Source organism: Mesorhizobium sp. B2-1-8 (genome assembly GCF_006442545.2).
In the GTDB taxonomy this organism is placed as follows: Bacteria; Pseudomonadota; Alphaproteobacteria; order Rhizobiales; family Rhizobiaceae; genus Mesorhizobium.
Window position 1 is genome coordinate 5,903,416 of the sequence record NZ_CP083952.1, and the last position, 20,109, is coordinate 5,923,524.

A 20,109-nucleotide genomic window follows, 5' to 3' on the forward strand; every position below is an offset into this window, starting at 1 on the left:
CCGTCGCACCCTCCTTGGACTCATGGCTTCGGCACTTCTGCCGGGCACGTCGCGCGCTGGCGATTTGGAGCCGGATTTTCTTCAGCCGGAGCTGAAGGCCAGGGCTCTGCCGGCACTCGCAGAGCGCCTGCCCAAGAGCCCGCGCGTATTGAACCTCGCTGCGATGGGCCGGCAACCCGGCCAGTATGGCGGCACGCTGCGCACGATCATCGGCAGCCAGAAAGATATCCGGATGATGACGATCTACGGATATGCCCGCCTGGTCGGCTATGACGAAAAGCTCAACTTGCAAGCCGACATTCTCGAAAGCTTCGACGTAGCGGATGATCGCGTCTTCACGTTCAAGATTCGGGAAGGGCATAAATGGTCCGACGGCAGCCTGCTGACGCCGGAGGATTTTCGCTATTGCTGGGAAGATGTCTGGCTGAACGATGAGCTTTCGCAAGGCGGGCTCGCCCCTGCCCTGCTGGCGGACGGCAAGCCGCCACGTTTCGAGATCGTCGATCCGTTGACTGTCCGCTACAGTTGGGATGCGCCAAATCCCGACTTCCTGCCCAAGCTTGCCGCTGCCTCGCCGACACCGCTTGTTTTGCCGGCCGCCTATCTCAAGCAGTTCCACAAGAAATACCAGGATCCATTCCGGCTCGCCGGCCTTATGAAGGAGAACCGGGTCGCGAAATGGACGCTCCTGCATATCCGCATGTCGCGGCAGTATCGCCCGGAGAATCCGGAGCTGCCCACGCTCGATCCCTGGCAGAACCGGACCAAGCCGCCGGCTGAGCAGTTCATCTTCGAGCGCAACCCGTTCTTTCATCGAATAGACGAGAATGGCCGGCAACTGCCCTATGTCGACCGGATTGTCATGAATGTCAGCTCGTCGGCGATCATTTCCGCCAAGACCGGTGCGGGCGAGAGCGACCTGCAATGCATGGGAATTGACTTCAGCGATTACTCCTTCCTGAAGGATGCGGAGAAGCGTTACCCCGTGAAGATGCATCTCTGGAAACGCACACAGGGTTCGCGGCTGGCGCTGCTGCCCAATCTGAATTGTGCCGACCCGGTGTGGCGTGGCCTTTTGCGTGACGTGCGCGTGCGCCGCGCACTTTCGCTCGCCGTGGACCGGCGCGAGATCAATATGGCCGTGTTCTACGGATTGGCGCAGGAAAGCGCCGATACGGTCCTGCCGGAGAGCCCGCTCTACCGGCCGGAATTCGCGAAGGCCTGGGTTGCCCATGATCCCGACCAGGCCAATGCCCTGCTAGACCAGGTCGGGCTTCAGACACGTGACGATGACGGCCTGCGGCTACTTCCCGATGGGCGCCCGGCGCAGATCATCGTGGAAACTGCCGGCGAAAGCACGCTGGAAACCGACGCGCTCGAACTCGTCACCGATCACTGGCGCAAGATCGGCATCGCCCTGTTCGTCCGGACTTCGCAGCGCGACATCTTCCGCAGCCGCGCGCTTGGCGGCGAGATCATGATGTCGATGTCGTCGGGCATCGACAATGGCGTGCCGACCGCAGACATGAACCCATACCAGCTGGCCCCCACCATCGACGACCAACTGCAATGGCCGCTCTGGGGCGCTTACTATCTGTCCCATGGCAAGATGGGTGAGGCGCCCGATCTTCCTGAAGTGGTCGAGTTGATGGCTTTGCTCAAGCGCTGGAACGCATCGACCAAAGCCACGGAGCGCGCCGAAATCTGGAATTCAATGCTGTCGATCTACACTGATCAGGTGTTCTCGATCGGTACGGTGAACGAAACACTTCAGCCCATTCTGGTGTCCTCGCGGCTGCGCAATCTGCCTGACAAGGCACTCTTCGGCTATGACCCGACCGCCTATTTCGGTGTCTACATGCCGGATACATTCTGGCTTGGAGGCTCCTGAGCGTGCTTCGATATATTGTCTGGCGCATCGCTGTGATGGTTCCAACGCTGCTGGTCATATCGGCGCTGGTGTTCACCATCATCGAACTTCCACCGGGTGACTATTTCGACAGCTATGTCGCCGAGCTTCGGGCCCAGGGCGAAGCGGTAGATTCCGATCGCATCCAAATGATGCGGAAGGAATATGGTTTCGACCAGCCGCCCGTCATTCGCTACTTCTACTGGGTCGGCGGGATGCTGCACGGCGATTTCGGCTATTCCTTCGAGTATGAGCTGCCGGTTCGCGACGTCGTCGGGGACCGAATGTGGCTGACCGTGCTGGTTTCCTTCGTCACGATCATCTTCACCTGGCTCATCGCCTTTCCCATCGGCATGTACTCCGCCACACATCAATACAGTTGGGGCGACTACGGCCTTACTCTCTTCGGCCTTCTCGGCCTTGCCATTCCGAATTTCATGCTGGCGCTGATCCTGATGTATTTCGCCAATATCTGGTTCGGCACCTCCATCGGCCATCTCATGGACCCGCAATATCTCAGTGAGCCGATGAGCTGGGCCAAGGCGAAGTCGATCCTCGCCCATCTCTGGATCCCGGTCTTGATCATCGGCACCGGGGGCACGGCAAGCATGATCCGGCGGCTGCGCGCCAATCTACTCGATGAGCTTCACAAGCAATATGTCGTGACCGCGCGCGCCAAAGGCCTTCATCCCTTCAAGGCGCTCGTCAAATATCCGCTGCGCATGGCGCTCAATTTCTTCATTTCCGACATCGGCTCCATCCTGCCGGCCATCATATCCGGTGCCGAAATCACTGCGATAGTGCTGTCTTTGGAAACGACGGGGCCGATGCTGATCAGAGCGCTGCAAAGCCAGGACATGTATCTGGCAGGGTCTTTCCTGATGTTCCTCGCCTTCCTGACGGTGATCGGTGTCCTGATTTCCGACCTGGCGCTGGCGCTGCTTGATCCACGAATTCGTTTGCAGGGCGGCAGCACCAAATGAACACGCAATCGCCCCTGCCCGCTCCGGGTGCCCCGCTGCAACACTACGTTTCCATCGCGCCTTTTGACCTGCAATCCGTCGAGGCGATGACGGCGGAGCAGTCGAAGGTCTTTCAGGCGTCGCAGTTGCGGCTGATGTGGTGGAAATTCCGACGGCACCGGCTTGCCCTTTTGTCCGGCATATTTCTGGCAGCGCTCTATTTCGGGATACTGATCTGCGAGTTCCTGGCGCCCTACAATCTGCACACGCGCAACATGGACTACATCTATTCGCCGCCGCAGCGGGTGCACCTGTTCCATAACGGCCAGCTTGTCGGGCCCTTCGTCTATGGTCGCCAGATGACGCTGGATATGGACACACTCAAGCGGAACTACATCGACAACCAGGATGATGTTCAGCGGATTCGTTTCTTCTGCAAGGGCGACAGTTACCGGTTCTGGGGCCTGGTCGAAGGTGACTGGCATTTTGTCTGTCCTGCCGAAAACGGCCAGCTCTTTCTGGCCGGCACCGACAGGCTGGGGCGCGATGTGCTCTCGCGTATCATCTATGGCGCACGCATTTCACTGACAATCGGCCTTGTCGGCATCAGTTTCAGCTTCCTGCTCGGCATTGTCATAGGCGGACTGGCTGGCTATCACGGCGGTATCTTCGACCTGATCGTTCAACGGATAATCGAAGTTCTGCAATCGATCCCCAGCATTCCGCTATGGCTGGCTCTGGCGGCGATCATGCCGATAACCTGGAGTCCAATCCTGATCTATTTCGGCATCACCGTTATCCTCGGGCTGCTCCACTGGACCGGACTGGCGCGGGCCGTGCGTTCAAAGCTTCTGGCCTTGCGCGAGGAGGATTACGTTCTGGCCGCGCAATTGATGGGCGCCAGCAGCAGCCGCATTATCCGGCGGCACCTCATTCCCGGTTTCATGTCGCATCTGATCGCGACGGCGACGATCTCCATACCCGGCATGATCCTGGGCGAGACGGCGCTGAGCTTCCTTGGGCTGGGCCTGAGGCCACCGACAACCAGCTGGGGCATCCTGCTAACCGAGGCGCGCAGCGTCAGCGTGATCGCGTTCTATCCATGGCTGCTTTTGCCGATGCTCCCCGTCGTTCTCGTCATCTTGGCGTTCAACTTCCTCGGCGACGGCTTGCGGGACGCCGCAGACCCCTACAAGTGAGATCGCTATTCCGTCGCGCCGGGCCGCCGGCTCCACCCGGTATGGTCCCTGCCGGCCGCCCGTACGGTTATTGCAGTGTTCATCGTCCGCCCGTATATGTGCCGACACGCAATCGAGATTAGCGCCTCGCCTTCGGGATGCACTCGTGAACAATTCTTCGCGGGCATTGCCGATCTCTTGATCTGGTTCAGGACACACAAAAGCATATGAGTCGTCTCGAGAATTTCATCAGCAGGATGACCGCACAGCGTGACATTCTCGATCACGTCTGCCCCGAAGTGGCGAAGATGGAGGGGCTTGTGCTCGAGCTCGGACTCGGCAATGGCCGGACGTTCCACCATCTGCGCGAGCGCCTGCCCGGGCGTCGGATCGTGGTGTTCGACCGCGAAGTCGGCGCACACACCAGTTCAATTCCCGAAGCTGAAAACCTCGTGCTCGGCGAAATACGCGAGACGGCCCGCAAGTTCATTGGCATCGAAGCCGCCCTTGTTCATGCCGACATCGGCACCGGCTATGATGATCGCGATGCAGTGACCGCTACCTGGCTTCCCGATCTGATTGCGAGCCTGCTTCGCGTCGGCGGCTTCGCGGTCAGTGGCACGCCGCTCAATCACCCGCTGCTGCAACGCCTCCCGGCGCCGACGTCCGAGCCCGCCGATCGTTATTTCCTCTGCAAGCGCGTGTGAGCGGCCGAGAGCGCTTCACGGAAACGCTGCTCCAGCTCTTTGTTTTAACGCAATTCAATTCCCAAGAGAAAGCGTTACGCGCTTTCCCGGGAAAGCCGTTTCAGGCTTTTCCTGGAATTGCTCTGGAATTCCTCAGGTGATTGTATACACCGCGATCTCCCGCTCAATGCCGCGCAGCGAGACCTCGTGAGGCACGGGCGTCAGCGCGTTCCTGCGCAACAGATCGGCGGTGAGATTGTCGTCGACCACCGCACGGGTGGCGAAGATTGCCTGTGGGTTGGCCAGGTTCTGGACCCGTGATGCAATGTTGACCGTCTGGCCAAAATAGTCCTGCCGCTCGTTCATGGACACTGCGATGCAAGGGCCGGCATGGACTCCGATCTTGAGCAGCAGATCCTCGCGCCCGCTTTTTTCATTGAGCGCACGCATGGCCTCGCGCATCCTGAGGGCCGCGGCAATCGCACGATCAGGCGTCGCGAAGGTCGCCATCACCGCATCACCGATCGTCTTCACCACCGCGCCCGCCTCCGCCGCGACAATCTCGTGCAGCACCTGGAAATGCTCGCGCACGAGATCGAAGGCTGAAAGATCGCCCACCCGCTCGTAAAGCTCGGTCGATCCGCGCAGGTCGGTGAACAGGAAGGTCAGGCTGGTGATCTTCAGCCGCTGGTTGATGTCGAGCGTGTCTGTGCGATAGAGATCGCGGAACGTCTGGTTGGTTAGCAGGCGCTTGGCGGTCAGGAAGGGCCGGCGCTTGCCCAGGAAATCATGCAATGCGTGGCCGGCGATGAAGACCGTCGGCAGCACGCGGGTGTCGGTCCTGTTTTCCAGCGAAATGCGCAAAGGGCCTGGTTGCATCTCCAACGTCTGGTTCTGGACATGGTCGCGGTCGAAAACCAATGAGAGGCTTCGGCGCTCCTTTGTTGGTTCGCCCTTAGCGTCGATGAACTGCGCTGAATGCGTGACCGGCTCGAAGACGATGACGAATTCAGATGGAAGCTGTATGGGCAGAACCGCCTTTTCACCGGGCGCAAGCTCGATATCCTCCAGCGAGAACGCTTCAATCTTCTCCGCGAAATCCTCTTCCGGCAGATCGGCGCCGGACGCCCAGTAGATCTGGCGGAAGTATTCTATCAACGGCAGTTCGTGCGGATTGTGGGCGGCAATCCTGCGTATGCGGGGACTGACGGTGAATGTCACCTCGACCATCTCGTCGAGGGTCGGCGAATAGCCCTGGGAGCACAGCGCGCAGGTGTATTCGTCCTTCTGCATTGTTTTCAGCGTGGCGTTGGTGTCGAGCACGCCGCCGCAGCCGGGGCACAGAACATTCCAGGAGATGTCGAAGATGCCCACCCGCGCCGCATGGAGAAAGGCGCTGATGGTGCGTTCCTCGTCGAGGCCATTCTTGCTGGCGAAGGCCAGCGCATTGATGCGGCAAAGTTCGTGGTCCTTGCCCTCGGCGATGGTTCGCCGGATCGCGTCGATTGCCTGCGGATCGACATCGGTCGATTGCCGCAGAAGCGAGAACAGATCCTGAGCTTCGGTCATCGTGCAGGCTCCGGAAAATGCGCCTCCCAGGCGTGTTCGCCGGACCGGTCTTCGGTCCGCGCACACCATCTTACGTCGAAAGGGATCAAACGGCCATTCGAATGGATAGATCTGGTGACAGCTCAATTTGAATTCGGCGGATTTTCACCGGCCGCAAGCGGCACTATGATGGGTACATGGCGCATTCATCTTTGGGGCTTTCTCCCGTGCCGACATCCGACAACCCGCCATTTCCCGCGGCGTTTCGGCTTTTCTCGGCAGGGGTCATTATCGTCCTGATCGTCGGCGCCGGCCTGTTTTTCGCGCCTGCGTTGGTCAAGCCGCGCTGGCCCTGGCCCGTCACGCCATTCAGTGCCCGCTTTCTCGGCGGCTTCTACACCGCCGAAATGGCAGTGATGGCGGCGCTCTTGTTCTGGAATCGTTGGTCGCCGGGCAGGCTCGTGCTGGTCATGGCTCTCATCTTCACCGTAATCGTGTCGGCGGTTTCGTTGATCAATCTCGGCTATTTCAACTTTGGGCGCAAAGCGACCTGGCTCTGGTTTCTGGTCTATCTTGGTTCGGTCGCGGTGTCCGGGTTGTTCCTGTGGCGGGCAAGGGCCCGTCCGTCAGCAAATGGCGTGACCCTAAGCCCCGCATGGCGCAGCTACATGTTGGCGGAAACGGCCATCCTTGGGGTCTATGGCTTCGGCATGTTGCTGTTTCCCCTGATGGTCAGCAGCACCTGGCCATGGCCGGTCGATCCCTTCCACGCCCAGGTCTACAGCGCCATCTTCCTCGCCGGCGCTGGCGGCACCTATCTCGTCTGGAAAAGTGCGCCGCGCGAAGAATTGCTGGTGCTAGGCCTGGCGCAATTTCTGGTCGGCTTGCTTTCCATTCTTGGCCTCGTTATCACCAACGCTGCGGTGCACCGGATCGACTGGACGGCGGCCGCTACATTGGGCTGGCTCGCCCTTTTCGGCTGGATCGGCATCAGCGGCGCCTTCAAACTCTACACCGCATCCCGGTATTTTGGTTCGCAATCGGCAGCATAGGCTGCAGAGACGGCTGGATTTTCAGGTGACGTCCGGTGCATCGTGCCGGGCCGATTGCCTTCGCCGGGAAAGTCATGACCAGCACGACCTCGCCATCCGAGAAAATCCAGCCGCAGCTCCGGGCCGTCCGGGCAAGCGATGCGGAGGCGCTTTGCGCTATCTTCAACATGCCGGGCTTCCGCTGGGGGACGCTGAGGATGCCCTTCGAGACGGTGGATCAGGTGGAGCGGCGCATCGCCAAGTCCGGCCAGGAAACCACCTGGATCGTCGCCGAATTGGACGGCAAGGTCGTCGGCCATGGCAGCCTGGTCGTGCAGGGTTCGCCGCGCCGTTCGCATATCGGCGAGATCAATATCGGCCTTGACGATGCCTTTGTCGGCAAGGGCATCGGCTCTGCCATCCTTGGCGCGCTGCTTGACGTGGCCGACAACTGGCGCGCCCTGAAGCGGGTCGAATTGACCGTCTATGCCGACAACGAGCCGGCCATCCGTCTCTACACCAGCCACGGCTTCGAGGTTGAAGGCCGGCATGTGAAGGCCGGTCTTACCAACGGGCAGTATCACGACCTCCTGAGCATGGCCCGGTTGCGGTTCTGATGACCGCCGTCTTCGCCCCAGTCCCCCCCGTGGAAATTCTGGCTGTGCTGTCGCTGCTCTGCCCGGAAGTCGTGCGTGACATCGAGCAGAACTGGAATGCTCCAGTTTCCGACTACGCCCGCCATCTGTGGCGGCCGGTGGCAAGGCCTGCATCCGGCACGGCGATCGCTGCCCGCTCGATCCTGCGCGAAGTCCTGCATCAGCGCCTCGGCGTAACTATGCAGCCTGAGGAGATCGGCAAAACCCTCGACGAGTTCGAGCACAGACCGGTGATTCAGTCCGGTCTGCACTGCCTGCTTCTGATGGACCGGATCACCTTCGATGCCCTCCTGCTTGCCTGGCTCGGCGCGGTCGAAAACGAGCTGTCAGCCTTCGTCGGCTTCATGGGAACGACGATGACCATGGAGACAACTGGCCGGGAGGGGCCCGGATGGCTCGATCTCGGAGACGACAAGGTCAACCTGTTTGGCATGGGGCGCCACAAGCTGTGCAGCAAAAGCGCCTGCGCGGCCGGTCCCGTCTCCCTCAACAAGCGCGCGCTCGAAACGGCGGGTGATGAAACGGATGCCAGCCGCTGGCTAGGTACATTGCTTGCCAGTAAGGATAAGGTCTTCGGAACCGCGGCCGATGCCATGACAGCCCTCAACGAGGATCTGGTCGCCAATTGGGATCGTTCCGGCATGGCCCTGCCGGTTTTCATCGATGATCGGCTCGCCGCGGCTGTCATGGCGCGGCATCTACAATATGACGGCAGTCTTCTTTCCAGGCTGCTCATCGAACCCGCAAGACGCCAGCGTCTCGAACATGAATTGCAAGAGGCCGCATCGGGCCCATTCGGCAGATTCCTGCCCAATGCCACGGACTATTTCTGGGGCATCCGCGAGGAGCGCGTGCGCAAGCTCGTTCTTGAGAACGGGCACCTGATCGAGCCTGACAAGCCGCATGGTCTTTCCATCCCGTTTGAGCGGCCACATCTCAACCAGGCGCTGCTGGACGGCATGCTGCTGCCGAACTTGTTCCTGACGTTCCTCGTTCTTGCCATATTGCCGCGGGTGCGGGTTGTCGGCGGCCTGAGACAGATTGGCTATGTAGCGCTTTTCCACTCGATCCTCCTGGCTGCGTTGGACGAAACCGCGCCGGAAGAACGTGATCTGGCTGCGGAGCTGCGGGTAAGGGAAAATGCCTGGGGCACCCGGGTCATCGATGAAAAGATCTCGGTCCGCGAGCAGCTTGCCGGCCTGCCGGACGGGGCGCTCTTCGCGGACCTGCTCCGGCAATACCGTTCGCGGACATTTGCCGAAACCACCGACAACCTGAAACTGGTTCGCGAAAACGCGCGATGGCGCAAGATCGGCCAAGCCTACGGCGTCTGATCCGGCCGCATGGCCTCACCTGTCATTGCACTATACCGGCCTTGCGGAGCCCCTCCACCACGAGTTCGAAATCGGCAGGGTTCTTGTAGGGCAGGACTTTGCGACGGTATTCCAGCGAATAGTCGGGATTGACGCGAAGCACCTCCTGCCATGCTGCCCGGGCCTCGGCGAAACGGCCCAGATGGCCGTAGCTGGCGGCCAGAAGCGCCCGCGAGACGTCGGTGACAGCGTTGCGAGCCAGCCGTTGCATCAGGAGGTCAACGGCCTCTTCGTACCTTCCCAGTTGAAACAAGGCCAAAGCCTGGAAGTGCAGAAGCACATCCGGAAAATAGGGATTCAAGATCTTCCCCCGGGCAAAACTCTCGAGGGCGTCCTCGGATCTGCCCGAATAGTACAGCGCCTCGCCGAGAACGACGTGCGCTTCGGCGAAGTTCGGATTGAGGACTAGCGCGCGCTCAGCCTCGTAGATGGCCCCATCGTGTCGTCGTGTGTACAGCTTGGCAATAGCAAGCGCCCAGTGCGCCCAGGGATCGCTGCCATCCAGCGTTACCGCTCGCGTTGCGGCCTCTTCCGCTTGCGCCATCGATTCCGGCGGCGACGCACTCCACCGGTTCAGGTAATCGAGTCCGTGCGTGAGGGCCAGGAATGCGTGGGCAGAGGCAAACTTCGGGTCCAGTTCGATGGCACGTTGCAAGAGGTCGCGGGCCGCGACGTTCGTTTCCCTCGTCAGCCGGTGCCACAGCTCCCTGCCCCGCAGGAAATAGTCATACGCCTCCGTGTTGCGCGGGTCCTCGGGCGCCAGCCGCTGCCGATCACCCTCAGTCAGATTGAGCGCCAGCGCGCCGACGATCTGCTGCGTCACGTCGTCCTGCACGGCGAATATGTCGGTCAGGTCGCGATCGAACCGCTCCGCCCAAAGATGGCCGCCCGAGGTTGCATCGATGAGCTGCGCGGTGATGCGCACCCGGTTCCCCGACTTGCGTACGCTGCCCTCAAGGACATGCCGCACGCCGAGTTTCGTGCCCACCTCCTGCACATGGACGTTCTGGCCCTTGAACGTGAACGACGAATTGCGTGCGATGACGAAGAGTTGCGACAGTTTCGACAGCGCTGTGATGATGTCTTCGGAGATGCCGTCGGCGAAGTAGTCCTGTTCGGCGTCACCGCTCATGTTAGCGAACGGCAGCACGGCGATCGACAGCTTCGGCGGCGCTGCCGTCGCCGGCCGGCTCGTCGCGGTTTCCGAGGTCGCGGCCGCCTTGGTCCCGGCGCTGCCGACTAGCAGCGAATAGACCCTGATCGGCTCGGCGATGTTCTTGAGCTGTGTGCTGCCGAGATCGCTGACCGAGAGGTCGAGCCTCGCCTTGACCTGGCGATAGGCATCCTCGGACAGGCAGATGGCGCCGGGTGCCGCGAGTCCCTCCAGACGCGAGGCGATGTTGACGCCGTCGCCCATCAGGTCGCCGTCGCTTTCTTCGACCACATCTCCCAGATGGATGCCGATCCTGAACTCGATACGTCGGTCCTGCGGCACGCCGGCATTGCGCTCAACCATACCATTCTGAACCTCTATGGCGCAGCGCACGGCATCCACCACACTCCGGAATTCAACCAGCGCCCCATCGCCGGTGCGCTTGATCACCTGGCCGTGGTGCACTGCGATGATCGGATCGATCAGGTCGCTGCGCAGTGCCCGCAACCTCGCCAAAGTGCGATCTTCGTCCGCGCTCGCGAGCCGGCTATATCCGACCACATCCGCAGCTAGAATTGCGGCTAGCTTCCGATTCTCGCTCAACGGTCCGTCTCCTCACCTCCATGATAGCAGGAAGACCAAACCAAGAGGGAACTTTCGCAACCGACAGCCACGCAGAAACCCGAATTGGCTTCGCGCTGCCACGGGCCCCACCCGATCGCGATGCCCATTTGCGCTACCGCTTGCCGGTCGACGGCTATCGGTTCATGCTTGTGAATACCCTGGCCGTGAAGTGCGTAGGGAGATCACGCCGTCACGGCCCCTAGTGAGGTCTGGTTCGATGGACTGCGCAGGCTGCGGTTTCAAAGTTGAGGGCGGTTATGCTTTCTGTCCGAAGTGTGGCAAGCGCCAGCCCGTGCCATGCGCCAGTTGCGGCTATCCTTGCGCACCTGATTTCGAGTTCTGTCCGAAATGTGGGGCAAGCGTCGGTGCGCCTGCAAAAGCCGTCGAACGGCCTGCTCCGACACCAAGCCGAACCATTGTGCCGCCTTCTCGAACTCCGTCGCTGCTTGCGAACATCGATAGCGACGAAGGGCTGCATCCCATCTCTGACGCCGATCGCCGGACGGTAACCGTCCTCTTTGCCGACCTTTGCGGCTTCACCACACTCAGCGAGCAGCTCGACCCCGAGGTCATGCAAACGCTGCAGAACGAACTGTTCAAGGAATTGACGGCGGCCGTGCGAAACTTTGGTGGTTTCGTCGACAAATTCATCGGCGATGCATTGCTCGCTTTGTTCGGTGCGCCGGTCGCGCATGAGGACGATCCGGAACGTGCGCTTCGCGCCGCTCTCGACATGATCGCCCGGACGGCGCGGCTCGGCAAAAGCCCCCCCCACGCCGGCTCGCCTCTATTACTCCACATCGGCATAAACACTGGTCCGGTCGTTACTGGACGATTAGGCATCGGCACCGCCAAATCCTATTCGGTGACCGGCGACACGGTAAATACAGCGCAACGCCTGCAATCGCTGGCCGCACCGGGTGAAGTGCTGGTAGGCGAACTCACTCACAGACTGACCCGGCATGCCTTCTCTTACGAGTCGATGGGTGATGTCGTGCTTCGCGGCAAGGCTGGCAGTGTGCTCGTCCATCGACTGGATGCACCGCTTGCGGCGCCGCGTGCAGCGCGTGGGCTCGAGGCGCTCGGCCTCAGCGCGCCGATGATAGGTCGTGCTGCGGAGCTCAATAGAATGCTGGCGAGCCTGGATCAGGCGTGCGGCGGCTCGGCCCAACTTGTCCGCCTCGTCGGAGAAGCCGGCATCGGGAAATCGCGGCTGGTGAAGGAGTTCGTCGCCCGTGTCGGCGACGAGGATCGTTTCCGCAACGTCGCCGTGCGACAGGCCACGTGCTCACCGCTGGGCGAACAATCATTTGGCGCTTTGGGTGCAGTGGTGCGCAGTGCTGCCGGGATAATGCAAAACGACAATGGGGACGAAATGCGCGGGAAGCTCGCAGGCTTGCTTGCCGATCTCGGCCTGCGGGGCGAGGAGGCGAACCAGCTGATGCCTTTGCTCTACCATGTGCTTGGCCTTGGCGACCCCGATGCCACCTTGCAGCATGTCGAACCCGAGCAGCTACGGCGGCAAATTCTCTACGCGGTCCGTACCATCATCGAACGGCGGCTTGCGTTGTCGCCGCTGTTGATTGTCGTCGAAGACCTGCACTGGGCCGACGCCGTTTCGCTCGAGGCACTGCGTTTCGTGATGGACAGGTTGGAACGCACGCGGTTGATGGTGCTGGTCACGCATCGCTCGGCGCCGGACAGCGGCCAGCTCGACTCAAGTCGGGTCAGTCACACGGCACTCAGGCTTTCGCCGCTCAACAGCGATGAAGGACGCAGCCTGCTGGCCGCGCTTTTCGGCGAGAGCTGGGTAAGCTCCGCGGGAGGGCTCGTCGATCAGATCCTCGAGCGGGCGGGCGGCAACCCTCTTTTTGTAGAGGAGATCGTTCGCGGCCTTATCGATCGCGGTGTACTGATGCGCGAGGGCCAGCGATGGCGGACTGTGGCAGGCGAAGTCGCAACCGACATTCCCGCCACTATCCAGGCAATGTTGCTTGCTCGCGTCGACCGGCTGCCACAAGAGGTGCGCCGGTTGGCCCAGGAAGCCGCGGTAATCGGCCCGCGCTTCGATGCCACACTTCTGAAGACCGTGACAGCCGACCCCGCCCGGCTAGAAGCCGGCTGCGAACTGCTTTGCGATGCGGAAATCATCGAGGAAGTTGCCGGATCAGGCTCTGTCTCGTCGCAAAGCTACCGCTTTACGCAAACCTTGCTGCAGGACGTGATCTACCAGAATCTGCTCCTGCAACGCCGGACCGAAATCCACGGGCGGATAGGTGCTGCCTTGGAGCAACTGTGCGGCGATAATCCGGAACGGCTCGAGGATTTGACCGTGCTCGGTCATCAGTTCGCCCAGAGCGCCGAGCGGGAGAAGGGCGCGCATTACCTGCAGGCGGCCGGCGATCGCGCTCGCATGATATACGCCAACGACGACGCCCTTCGTTTCTACGAGCGAGCACTGGCTGCGTTGGAGGCGACCGGGCAAACACCGCTCAAACTGACGATTGCCGAGCGCATTGCCGATTTGAGCGGCCCGGCGGGCCGCCGCGAGATCGCGCACCACCACTATGAGGCGGCGTTGCAGGCATACCGCGAGTCGGCCGATCGCGTAGCGTCGGCGCGAATTTTGCGTAAGATCGGTCGGCTGCTCTGGGACGTCGGCAAGCGGGACAAAGCAGAATCCCGCTACGCTGAAGCGGCAGCGCTCCTCGATGGAGCGGATGCTCCGATCGAGCAGGCGCATCTCTGGGAAGAACGTGGCCGACAGGCGTTCCGGAGCGGAGATCACGCTCTCGCGGCAAAATGGGCGGACGCGGCGTTGGATTGCGTACGCACTCTGACAACGGAGCATGTCTCCGAGGTAGGGCGTGAGGCCACTCTTGTGACCGCCGAGGCCCTCAATACCAAGGCTGTCGCGCTGGCTCGCCTTGGGCGAAACCGTGAAGCCGTGGGTCAGGTCGAGCACAGCATTGAATTGGCCGAAGCCGCCGGTCTGCTGGGCGCGGCCTGCCGTGGCTACACCAATCTCGGCGTGCTTTACACGACCATCGATCCGGCAAAGGCGATGGAGGTCTGCCGACGCGGTCTTGAAGTCGCGCGCCATATTGGTGATTTGGGCTTCCAGGCGCGCCTTCTCGCCAATCTGGCGGTCGCTTGTTGTACTTTCACGGATCGCTGCCCAACGGAGGGCGTGCCTGCTGCCGAGAAGGCCATCGAGATCGACCGGGCGCTCGACCAGCGCGAGCACCTGCCGGTACCATTGATCGTGCTTGGGCAGATCCACCAGTGCAACGGCCGTCCGGAACTGGCCGTTGGCTTGTTCCACGAAGCACTGGACGTAGCCCGCGAAACGGGCGAACCCCAACTGCTGTTTCCGTGCTATGATGGTCTCGCAACGCTTAATCTCGACCTCGACAATCTGGCTGAGGCCGAACGGTACTTTTCCCTGGCGCAGGGTATATGCGCCCAGCACGGGCTCGACCCGGAAGCGCTTGTGGTGCTGCCCTTTCTCGATTAGCCGGGGTTGGAGGTCCGAAATGTCCGCGCGTATTGACTTGGTACCGCTTCAACCGGGCGACCGTGCGCCGAACTTGGTACTCGACGCCATTACCCAGGAAGGCAAGATCGCGCTTGACGACTTTCGCGGACAAAAGCCGGTGTTGGTTGGCCTGTTTCGAGGTCTGCATTGTGCGTTTTGCCGGCGCCATATCGCCGCCCAGGCGCGGCTCGATCCGGAGCTGCGTGAAAAGGGCGTGCAGAGCCTGACGGTGGTAAACACGCCGATCGAACGGGCGCGTCTCTATTTCCGCTACCACCCGATGCCGAATCTGCTTGCGGCCTCCGACCCTGAACGCGCTTCACATCGTGCTTTTGGACTGCCCAATCTCGAATTCACCCAAGACGAGACGAACTGGCCGTACAAGGTCTCGATGGCAGCGGCAAAGGATATGCGGGTCGACATACCAGGCGAGTTGCCCGGTCCAATGGATCCTTTTGCGGCCAGCGAATTCCTCGACAAGAAGGACAATTACGAAGTGACCGAAGCCGACGCGCAGATGATGGCGACGGGACACGGACAACTGATCGGTCAGTTCCTATTGGACCGGCAGGGGATCGTTCGCTGGAGCTTCACGGAGGTTCCAGAAGGTGGACGATATATGTTTGGGGCGGCGAGCCCGCAGGAGCTGATGTCAGCCGTGTCCCAAGTCGCCCAATAGATCGTCGGAAGACTGCATTGCTGCCATTTGCAAGCGGACAATGAAGGTCACGATTGGGTCAAAACTTCGCGTTACAGCTTAGGGCTTGAGGCGCGTGGGCTCCAGGGTCGGCACTGTCGCGCGGCAAATCAGGCCGGGAGCCGCCACATTCGCACACGACCGGTACCACGCAATTCCGTTTCCTCGAGTGGGTCGCAAGCAAAATTTGGTCCAAGCATTTGGCGAGTTGCATCCGAAATACGGATTTCATCGGGCTCCGCGGACGTTTGAATACGCGAGGCGAGATTAACGGTGTCGCCCCACAGGTCATAGGCGAACCGCCTCTTGCCTATGACGCCCGCGACGATTGGGCCTGAGTGAATTCCAATTCTGAGTGTCAGCGGTTCTCCCGCGAAGCGTTCGCGCTTAACCGCCTTGCGCAGCTCAAGTGCATAGCGCGCGAGGGCCTTTGCATGATCGGATCGCGCGGTGGGCAGGCCAGCGACCACCATCACACAATCGCCGATTGTCTTGATCTTTTCGCAGCCGTATCGTTCCGAGAGCCGATCCGCCGCCTTGAAGAAGTAATTTAAAATAGCGAGCGTCGTCACGGCTCCGACGCTCCGCGCTCGTTCCGTAAAACCGACTATGTCGGCAAAAAGCACACTCACTTCTGCGTGGTTGTCAGCAATTTTTTTGTGCGCTTTTAACCGCTCCGCGATCGACGCCGGAAGAATGTTGAGGAGCAGGGTTTCGGCGCGCTGGTATTCACGCGCCAATCCCTCCTGGCTCTTCCTCAACGCCTCGTTCGTCGATTGTAATTTCTCGTTGAGTTGACGCTCCCTCTCTTGCAGGAGTGTCATTTCATAAGCCTTTTGTTGAAGCCGCTGCCTATTGTCGCGTTCGGCAGTGGCGTCAAGAAAGAGCAGCCACACGCAGGCATTGTCAGCAAAAAAATGAAGGTCCGCGACACGCCCGCCGGGCAGCTCGACCATCGCAATGTGAAACGGAAGCTCCGGGCAAGGCAGCAAACCTTCCATGAATTCAAGCTGCTCGGCAACAGGCTCGCCAATGCGAAGCGACGAGAGCCCGTAGTGCTCAACATTACCGCCCTTAGCAGCTATGCAAAGCTGGGCGTCGATTTTCAGATATGCGACAGAGTTGCCATTGTAGAAGAAATTGAAAATCCAACTTTCAACTTCTTTTGGCAATCCATGCATGGTCTATTTGGCTACCATCGAAGCAAGTTGACGAAACGCATCATCAACATGTTCACCCGAAAGCGCACTTGTTAGATAGATTTGCCATCCACGTTGCCTCAGTTCGTCAATCTCACTATCCGATACTGCCCACCGATCGGCCAGATCAGATTTGTTGAACAGCAATACAAACGGCATGGCGCCGAATTCGGCCTCGACCCGTTCCCGTAGCGTGAGCGCCACGGCAAGAGTGGCAGGGCGCGTTCCATCGACGACAAGCACAAGCCCGGTTGCACCTCGCACATAGCTGACGCGGAATGAGCCGATATCGTCTTCACCGGCTAAATCCCACAAAATCAGATCCACGGTTTTGTCCGGGAGCGCGACACTCTTCTTGTCGATTTTCACTCCCACCGTGGTCAAGTAGGTTTCTGAAAAGATGCTCTGCACATACCTGCGAACCAGACTCGTCTTTCCGACAGAGAACCCGCCCAGCATGCATATCTTTCTTTGCAACATCTTGGGCCCCGCTAGTCCAGGTTTACCGAAATCGAGACCCGGCGATTGGTGGAGCTCCCGGTTTGACTATTTTCTGGCACCAGCGGCTCAAAAGTGCCCGCGCCCCGAACCAGCAGCAGTTCCGGAGCGACTCCGCGCTTGTTGAGAAGCGCGCGAACTGTCTCGGCGCGGGCTGCACTGATCGACGCGTTGGCCGTCTCACGGCCCGTGGTGTCCGAATGCCCGGTCAACATGAACCGTGCTGTTACGCCTGACTTGCGGGCATCTTGGGCGAATTCCTTTATTTGATCCGCCAACCTGTCGAGAACCGGCAACTGCTCCGGTCCCGGCACAACTTTGCCGGAAGAGAAGAAAATATCGGTCGCCTGGATGGCTTCTCTCAAATAATTAAGGTCTGCAAGGTTCAGCTCACGCAGCTGCGAGACATCCAGAACCACTCCGTCCGCCGAAAGTTGTTCGGCGGCGGCCTGCGCCCGGTTGATCCAGCCGGCAGAAGCCTCACCCACGACAAGGATGCGACCCTGGACGATCGAAAGCTGAACCGATTTCGGCGGGGACAGCGACGCCGTCAGCCGCTTCACCACGAACTTCGGATCAAGGCTCTGATAGAATTGCCACTGCGAATGAACGCGGGCAGGATCAATCTGCGTTCCGGACAGCAGAGCTTGCGGGTCGGCGGCAAGCGGGTCTCTCAGGCCGGAAATGTAGAATTGTCCGCCGCTCGTCCGTTGTTGGGCGACGATGATTCCCGATTGGGCCTCAAGTCGCGACACATAATACTGCCAGTGCTCCGCCTCGCGTGCTTCGGGGCTCACATCACGAACCTTGGAGATGTCGAATTCCGGTCCGCCTGCCGAAAGCTGTCGGGCCGCTACGCGCGCCCGATCTATCCAGGTGTCGGGAGCCTCACCCTCGGCAACGATGCGACCCTCGACGATCGAAAGCCGAACCGATTTCAGCGGATACAGCAACGCCGTCAGCCGCTTCAACACGAACTCGGGCTCAAGGCTCTGATAGAATTGCCACTGCGAATGAACCCGGGCGGGATCGACCTGCGTTCCCGACAACAGCGACTGCGGGTCGGCGCCAAGCGGGTCTCTCATGCCGGAAATGTAGAATTGGCCGTCGCGTATCTTTTGTTCGGCAACGATGATGCCCGGCTGGGTCTTCAGTTGCGACACATAGGCCTGCCAGCGCTCCGCCTCGCGTTCTTCGGGGTCACGGACCCTGGAAATATCGAATACCGGCCCGCCTGCTGAAAGCTGCCGTGCGGCGGCCTGCGCCTGGTCGATCCACGTGGCAGCAGCCTCACCTTCGGCAACGATGTGATCATTGACGATTGAAAGCCGCACTGAATTCGGCGGGGACAGCGACGCCGTCAGCCGCTTCACCACGAACTTCGGATCAAGGCTCTGATAGGATTGCCACTGCGAATGGACCCTGCCGGGATCGACCTGCGTTCCGGACAGCAGAGCTTGCGGGTCGGCGGCAAGCGGGTCTCTCAGGCCGGAAATGTAGAATTGGCCATCTCGTATCTTTTGTTCGGCAACGATGATGCCCGGCTGGGTCCCCAGTCGCGACACATAGGCTTGCCAGTGCTCTGCCGCGCGTGCTTGGGGGCTCACATCACGAACCTTGGAGATGTCGAATTCCGGTCCGCCTGCCGAAAGCTGTCGGGCCGCTGCGCGCGCCCGATCTATCCAGGTGTCGGGAGCCTCACCCTCGGCAACGATGCGATCCCCTACGATCGAAAGTCGTACTGAGTCCGGAGGAGCCAGCGACGCCGTCAGGCGCTTCAACACGAACTCCGGTTCAAGGCTCTGATAAAAATGCCACTGCGAATGAACCCGGGCTGGATCGACCTGCGTTCCAGACAACAGCGACTGCGGGTCGGCGGCAAGCGGGTCTCTGAGGCCGGCAATATAAAATTGGCCGCCGCGTATCTCTTGTTCGGCAACGATGATGCCCGGCTGGGTCTCCAGTCGCGACACGTAGGCCTGCCATCGCTGCCCGGATTGCCAGGAAAGAAAGAACCAACCGCCTGCCAGACTCAAAAGCAGCAGAGCCAGAGCCACCACCAGCCACGGAAAACCCTCGTTTGACTCCTCCTGCTTCAGCTCGACGCAGGTCCGCAACTGCGCCTCTATGCCGGCCAACTGCGAACTGTCCCCGTCAAACTCCACTAAAGCCTGCGAGCATTCCTCATGGATACGAAGCAATACATCGCGAACTATTTCATGCAGTTCTTCTGGCGGATTTCCTCGGATCACCGAAACCAGGGTCGCAAACGGTCCAACTTCCGACCAGAGACGAAGGTCGCCAAAACGAATTGTGTCCAGGCCGCTCTGCTCTTTCTCGTTAAATGAATCTTTCACAAAATCTTGAATTGCACTAAGCATCGAAGAAATGAGTTGAGGATCTTCGCTCGTCGCATTGTCCGCAGTTACATGCGCTATCAAAAGACCCGAATTGCGATTAATGAGAAAGACGTGCTCGACACGATAGATAAGAGAATGCTTCAGTACAACTTCAGAGAAGCTAGCACCAGTCCTCCAGGATTCGAGTCTCCACTTGAGCCCATGCCAGGTAAATATATGTCTTAAAGTTTCATTCAGCGACTGAAAGGTCTGGTCGATCTTTTCCCCGATCGACTTGCGAATTGCTGGCAGAAACACCGGGTATAATATATCCGTCAGCGTACGCGGGCTCTTCTGGATCGACCGTTGCACAGCCCTTTCGACAGCTGGCGCAAGGGCCTCGCCGAGTTGCGCATGAGGCGCTCGTGCGGCCGCACTGGGAAGCACGTCGCCCACTGCTGCCGCAAGCTGCTCCGGTTCGTCGAGCAGATGCGTAACTCGTGAAAGCTCCGAAATTTCGCGGCTGACCAGCAACTGGCGCAGCGTTTCCATGCGAGGATCGGCGGTTGGAACTCCGCCGAGACGCGCACGGTAGTCCGGATCAACGTTCCGGGCAATTTCGATCAAAAGACGGGCCAGAGCCTCGCGATCAATCTCTGTATCGTTCGAGGCTGTTTTTTTTGGAAGGCTGATTGGGTCGACGGTCGACGTCAAGTTC

14 protein-coding genes are annotated in these 20,109 nt (G+C 60.2%); 9 read left to right on the forward strand and 5 right to left on the reverse strand.

The features are described 5' to 3' along the window. The first annotated feature begins 22 nt into the window (after positions 1-22). The 4 genes from FJ970_RS29030 (at position 23) to FJ970_RS29045 (ending at position 4,756) form a co-directional block, all read left to right on the forward strand. The gene (locus FJ970_RS29030) at positions 23-1,891 is read left to right on the forward strand and encodes an ABC transporter substrate-binding protein (RefSeq protein ID WP_415752015.1); all 1,869 of its coding nucleotides are present in this window, start codon (positions 23-25) and stop codon (positions 1,889-1,891) included. A 2-nt stretch (positions 1,892-1,893) separates the two neighbouring features. After that, positions 1,894-2,892, forward strand: coding sequence for an ABC transporter permease (locus FJ970_RS29035; RefSeq protein ID WP_140756774.1), 999 nt, complete (start codon positions 1,894-1,896; stop codon positions 2,890-2,892). Continuing rightward, the gene (locus tag FJ970_RS29040; protein ID WP_140756772.1) at positions 2,889-4,070 is read left to right on the forward strand and encodes an ABC transporter permease; all 1,182 of its coding nucleotides are present in this window, start codon (positions 2,889-2,891) and stop codon (positions 4,068-4,070) included. The genes FJ970_RS29035 and FJ970_RS29040 overlap by 4 nt, the downstream gene beginning before the upstream one ends. 206 nt (positions 4,071-4,276) lie before the next feature. Continuing rightward, the gene (locus tag FJ970_RS29045) at positions 4,277-4,756 is read left to right on the forward strand and encodes a class I SAM-dependent methyltransferase (RefSeq protein ID WP_140756769.1); all 480 of its coding nucleotides are present in this window, start codon (positions 4,277-4,279) and stop codon (positions 4,754-4,756) included. Positions 4,757-4,888: 132 nt separating this feature from the next. On the opposite strand, the gene FJ970_RS29050 is transcribed toward FJ970_RS29045, so the two are convergent. After that, positions 4,889-6,304 (reverse strand): adenylate/guanylate cyclase domain-containing protein, encoded by a 1,416-nt coding sequence (locus tag FJ970_RS29050; protein ID WP_140756767.1) that lies wholly within the window; start codon positions 6,302-6,304, stop codon positions 4,889-4,891. Between the two features lie 206 nt (positions 6,305-6,510). Here FJ970_RS29050 and FJ970_RS29055 point away from each other — a divergent pair, with 206 nt between their 5' ends. The 3 genes from FJ970_RS29055 (at position 6,511) to FJ970_RS29065 (ending at position 9,304) form a co-directional block, all read left to right on the forward strand. Further along, positions 6,511-7,335 (forward strand): hypothetical protein, encoded by an 825-nt coding sequence (locus tag FJ970_RS29055; protein ID WP_140757047.1) that lies wholly within the window; start codon positions 6,511-6,513, stop codon positions 7,333-7,335. Between the two features lie 74 nt (positions 7,336-7,409). Beyond that, positions 7,410-7,931, forward strand: coding sequence for a GNAT family N-acetyltransferase (locus FJ970_RS29060; RefSeq protein ID WP_140756765.1), 522 nt, complete (start codon positions 7,410-7,412; stop codon positions 7,929-7,931). Beyond that, positions 7,931-9,304 carry a hypothetical protein gene (locus FJ970_RS29065; protein WP_140756763.1) on the forward strand — a complete coding sequence of 458 codons (1,374 nt, stop codon included), beginning with the start codon at positions 7,931-7,933 and terminating at the stop codon, positions 9,302-9,304. Before FJ970_RS29060 ends, FJ970_RS29065 begins: the two co-directional genes overlap by 1 nt. Positions 9,305-9,326: 22 nt before the next feature. Here the strand turns inward: FJ970_RS29065 and FJ970_RS29070 are convergent, their stop codons facing one another. Beyond that, entirely contained in the window at positions 9,327-11,099 is a 1,773-nt protein-coding gene (locus tag FJ970_RS29070) for an adenylate/guanylate cyclase domain-containing protein (protein ID WP_140756761.1), read from the reverse strand. A 238-nt stretch (positions 11,100-11,337) separates the two neighbouring features. Between FJ970_RS29070 and FJ970_RS29075 the strand changes: the two genes are divergently transcribed. Together FJ970_RS29075 and FJ970_RS29080 are read left to right on the forward strand one after the other, a co-directional pair. Then, positions 11,338-14,637, forward strand: coding sequence for an adenylate/guanylate cyclase domain-containing protein (locus tag FJ970_RS29075; protein WP_140756759.1), 3,300 nt, complete (start codon positions 11,338-11,340; stop codon positions 14,635-14,637). 19 nt (positions 14,638-14,656) lie between these two features. Then, the gene (locus tag FJ970_RS29080) at positions 14,657-15,337 is read left to right on the forward strand and encodes a redoxin domain-containing protein (RefSeq protein WP_140756757.1); all 681 of its coding nucleotides are present in this window, start codon (positions 14,657-14,659) and stop codon (positions 15,335-15,337) included. Between the two features lie 128 nt (positions 15,338-15,465). Here FJ970_RS29080 and FJ970_RS29085 read toward each other — a convergent pair whose 3' ends face one another. From FJ970_RS29085 to FJ970_RS29095, 3 genes are read right to left on the reverse strand one after another with little or no spacing between them, the layout of a single operon-like run. Beyond that, the gene (locus FJ970_RS29085) at positions 15,466-16,536 is read right to left on the reverse strand and encodes an adenylate/guanylate cyclase domain-containing protein (protein ID WP_140756755.1); all 1,071 of its coding nucleotides are present in this window, start codon (positions 16,534-16,536) and stop codon (positions 15,466-15,468) included. Positions 16,537-16,539: 3 nt separating this feature from the next. Then, positions 16,540-17,013: a Rab family GTPase gene (locus FJ970_RS29090; RefSeq protein WP_265336207.1), complete on the reverse strand. Its 474-nt coding sequence runs from the start codon at positions 17,011-17,013 to the stop codon at positions 16,540-16,542. A gap of 32 nt (positions 17,014-17,045) precedes the next feature. Beyond that, on the reverse strand, positions 17,046-20,105 hold the full coding sequence (locus FJ970_RS29095; RefSeq protein WP_140756751.1) for an OmpA family protein: 3,060 nt from the start codon (positions 20,103-20,105) through the stop codon (positions 17,046-17,048). Between the last annotated feature and the right edge of the window lie 4 nt (positions 20,106-20,109).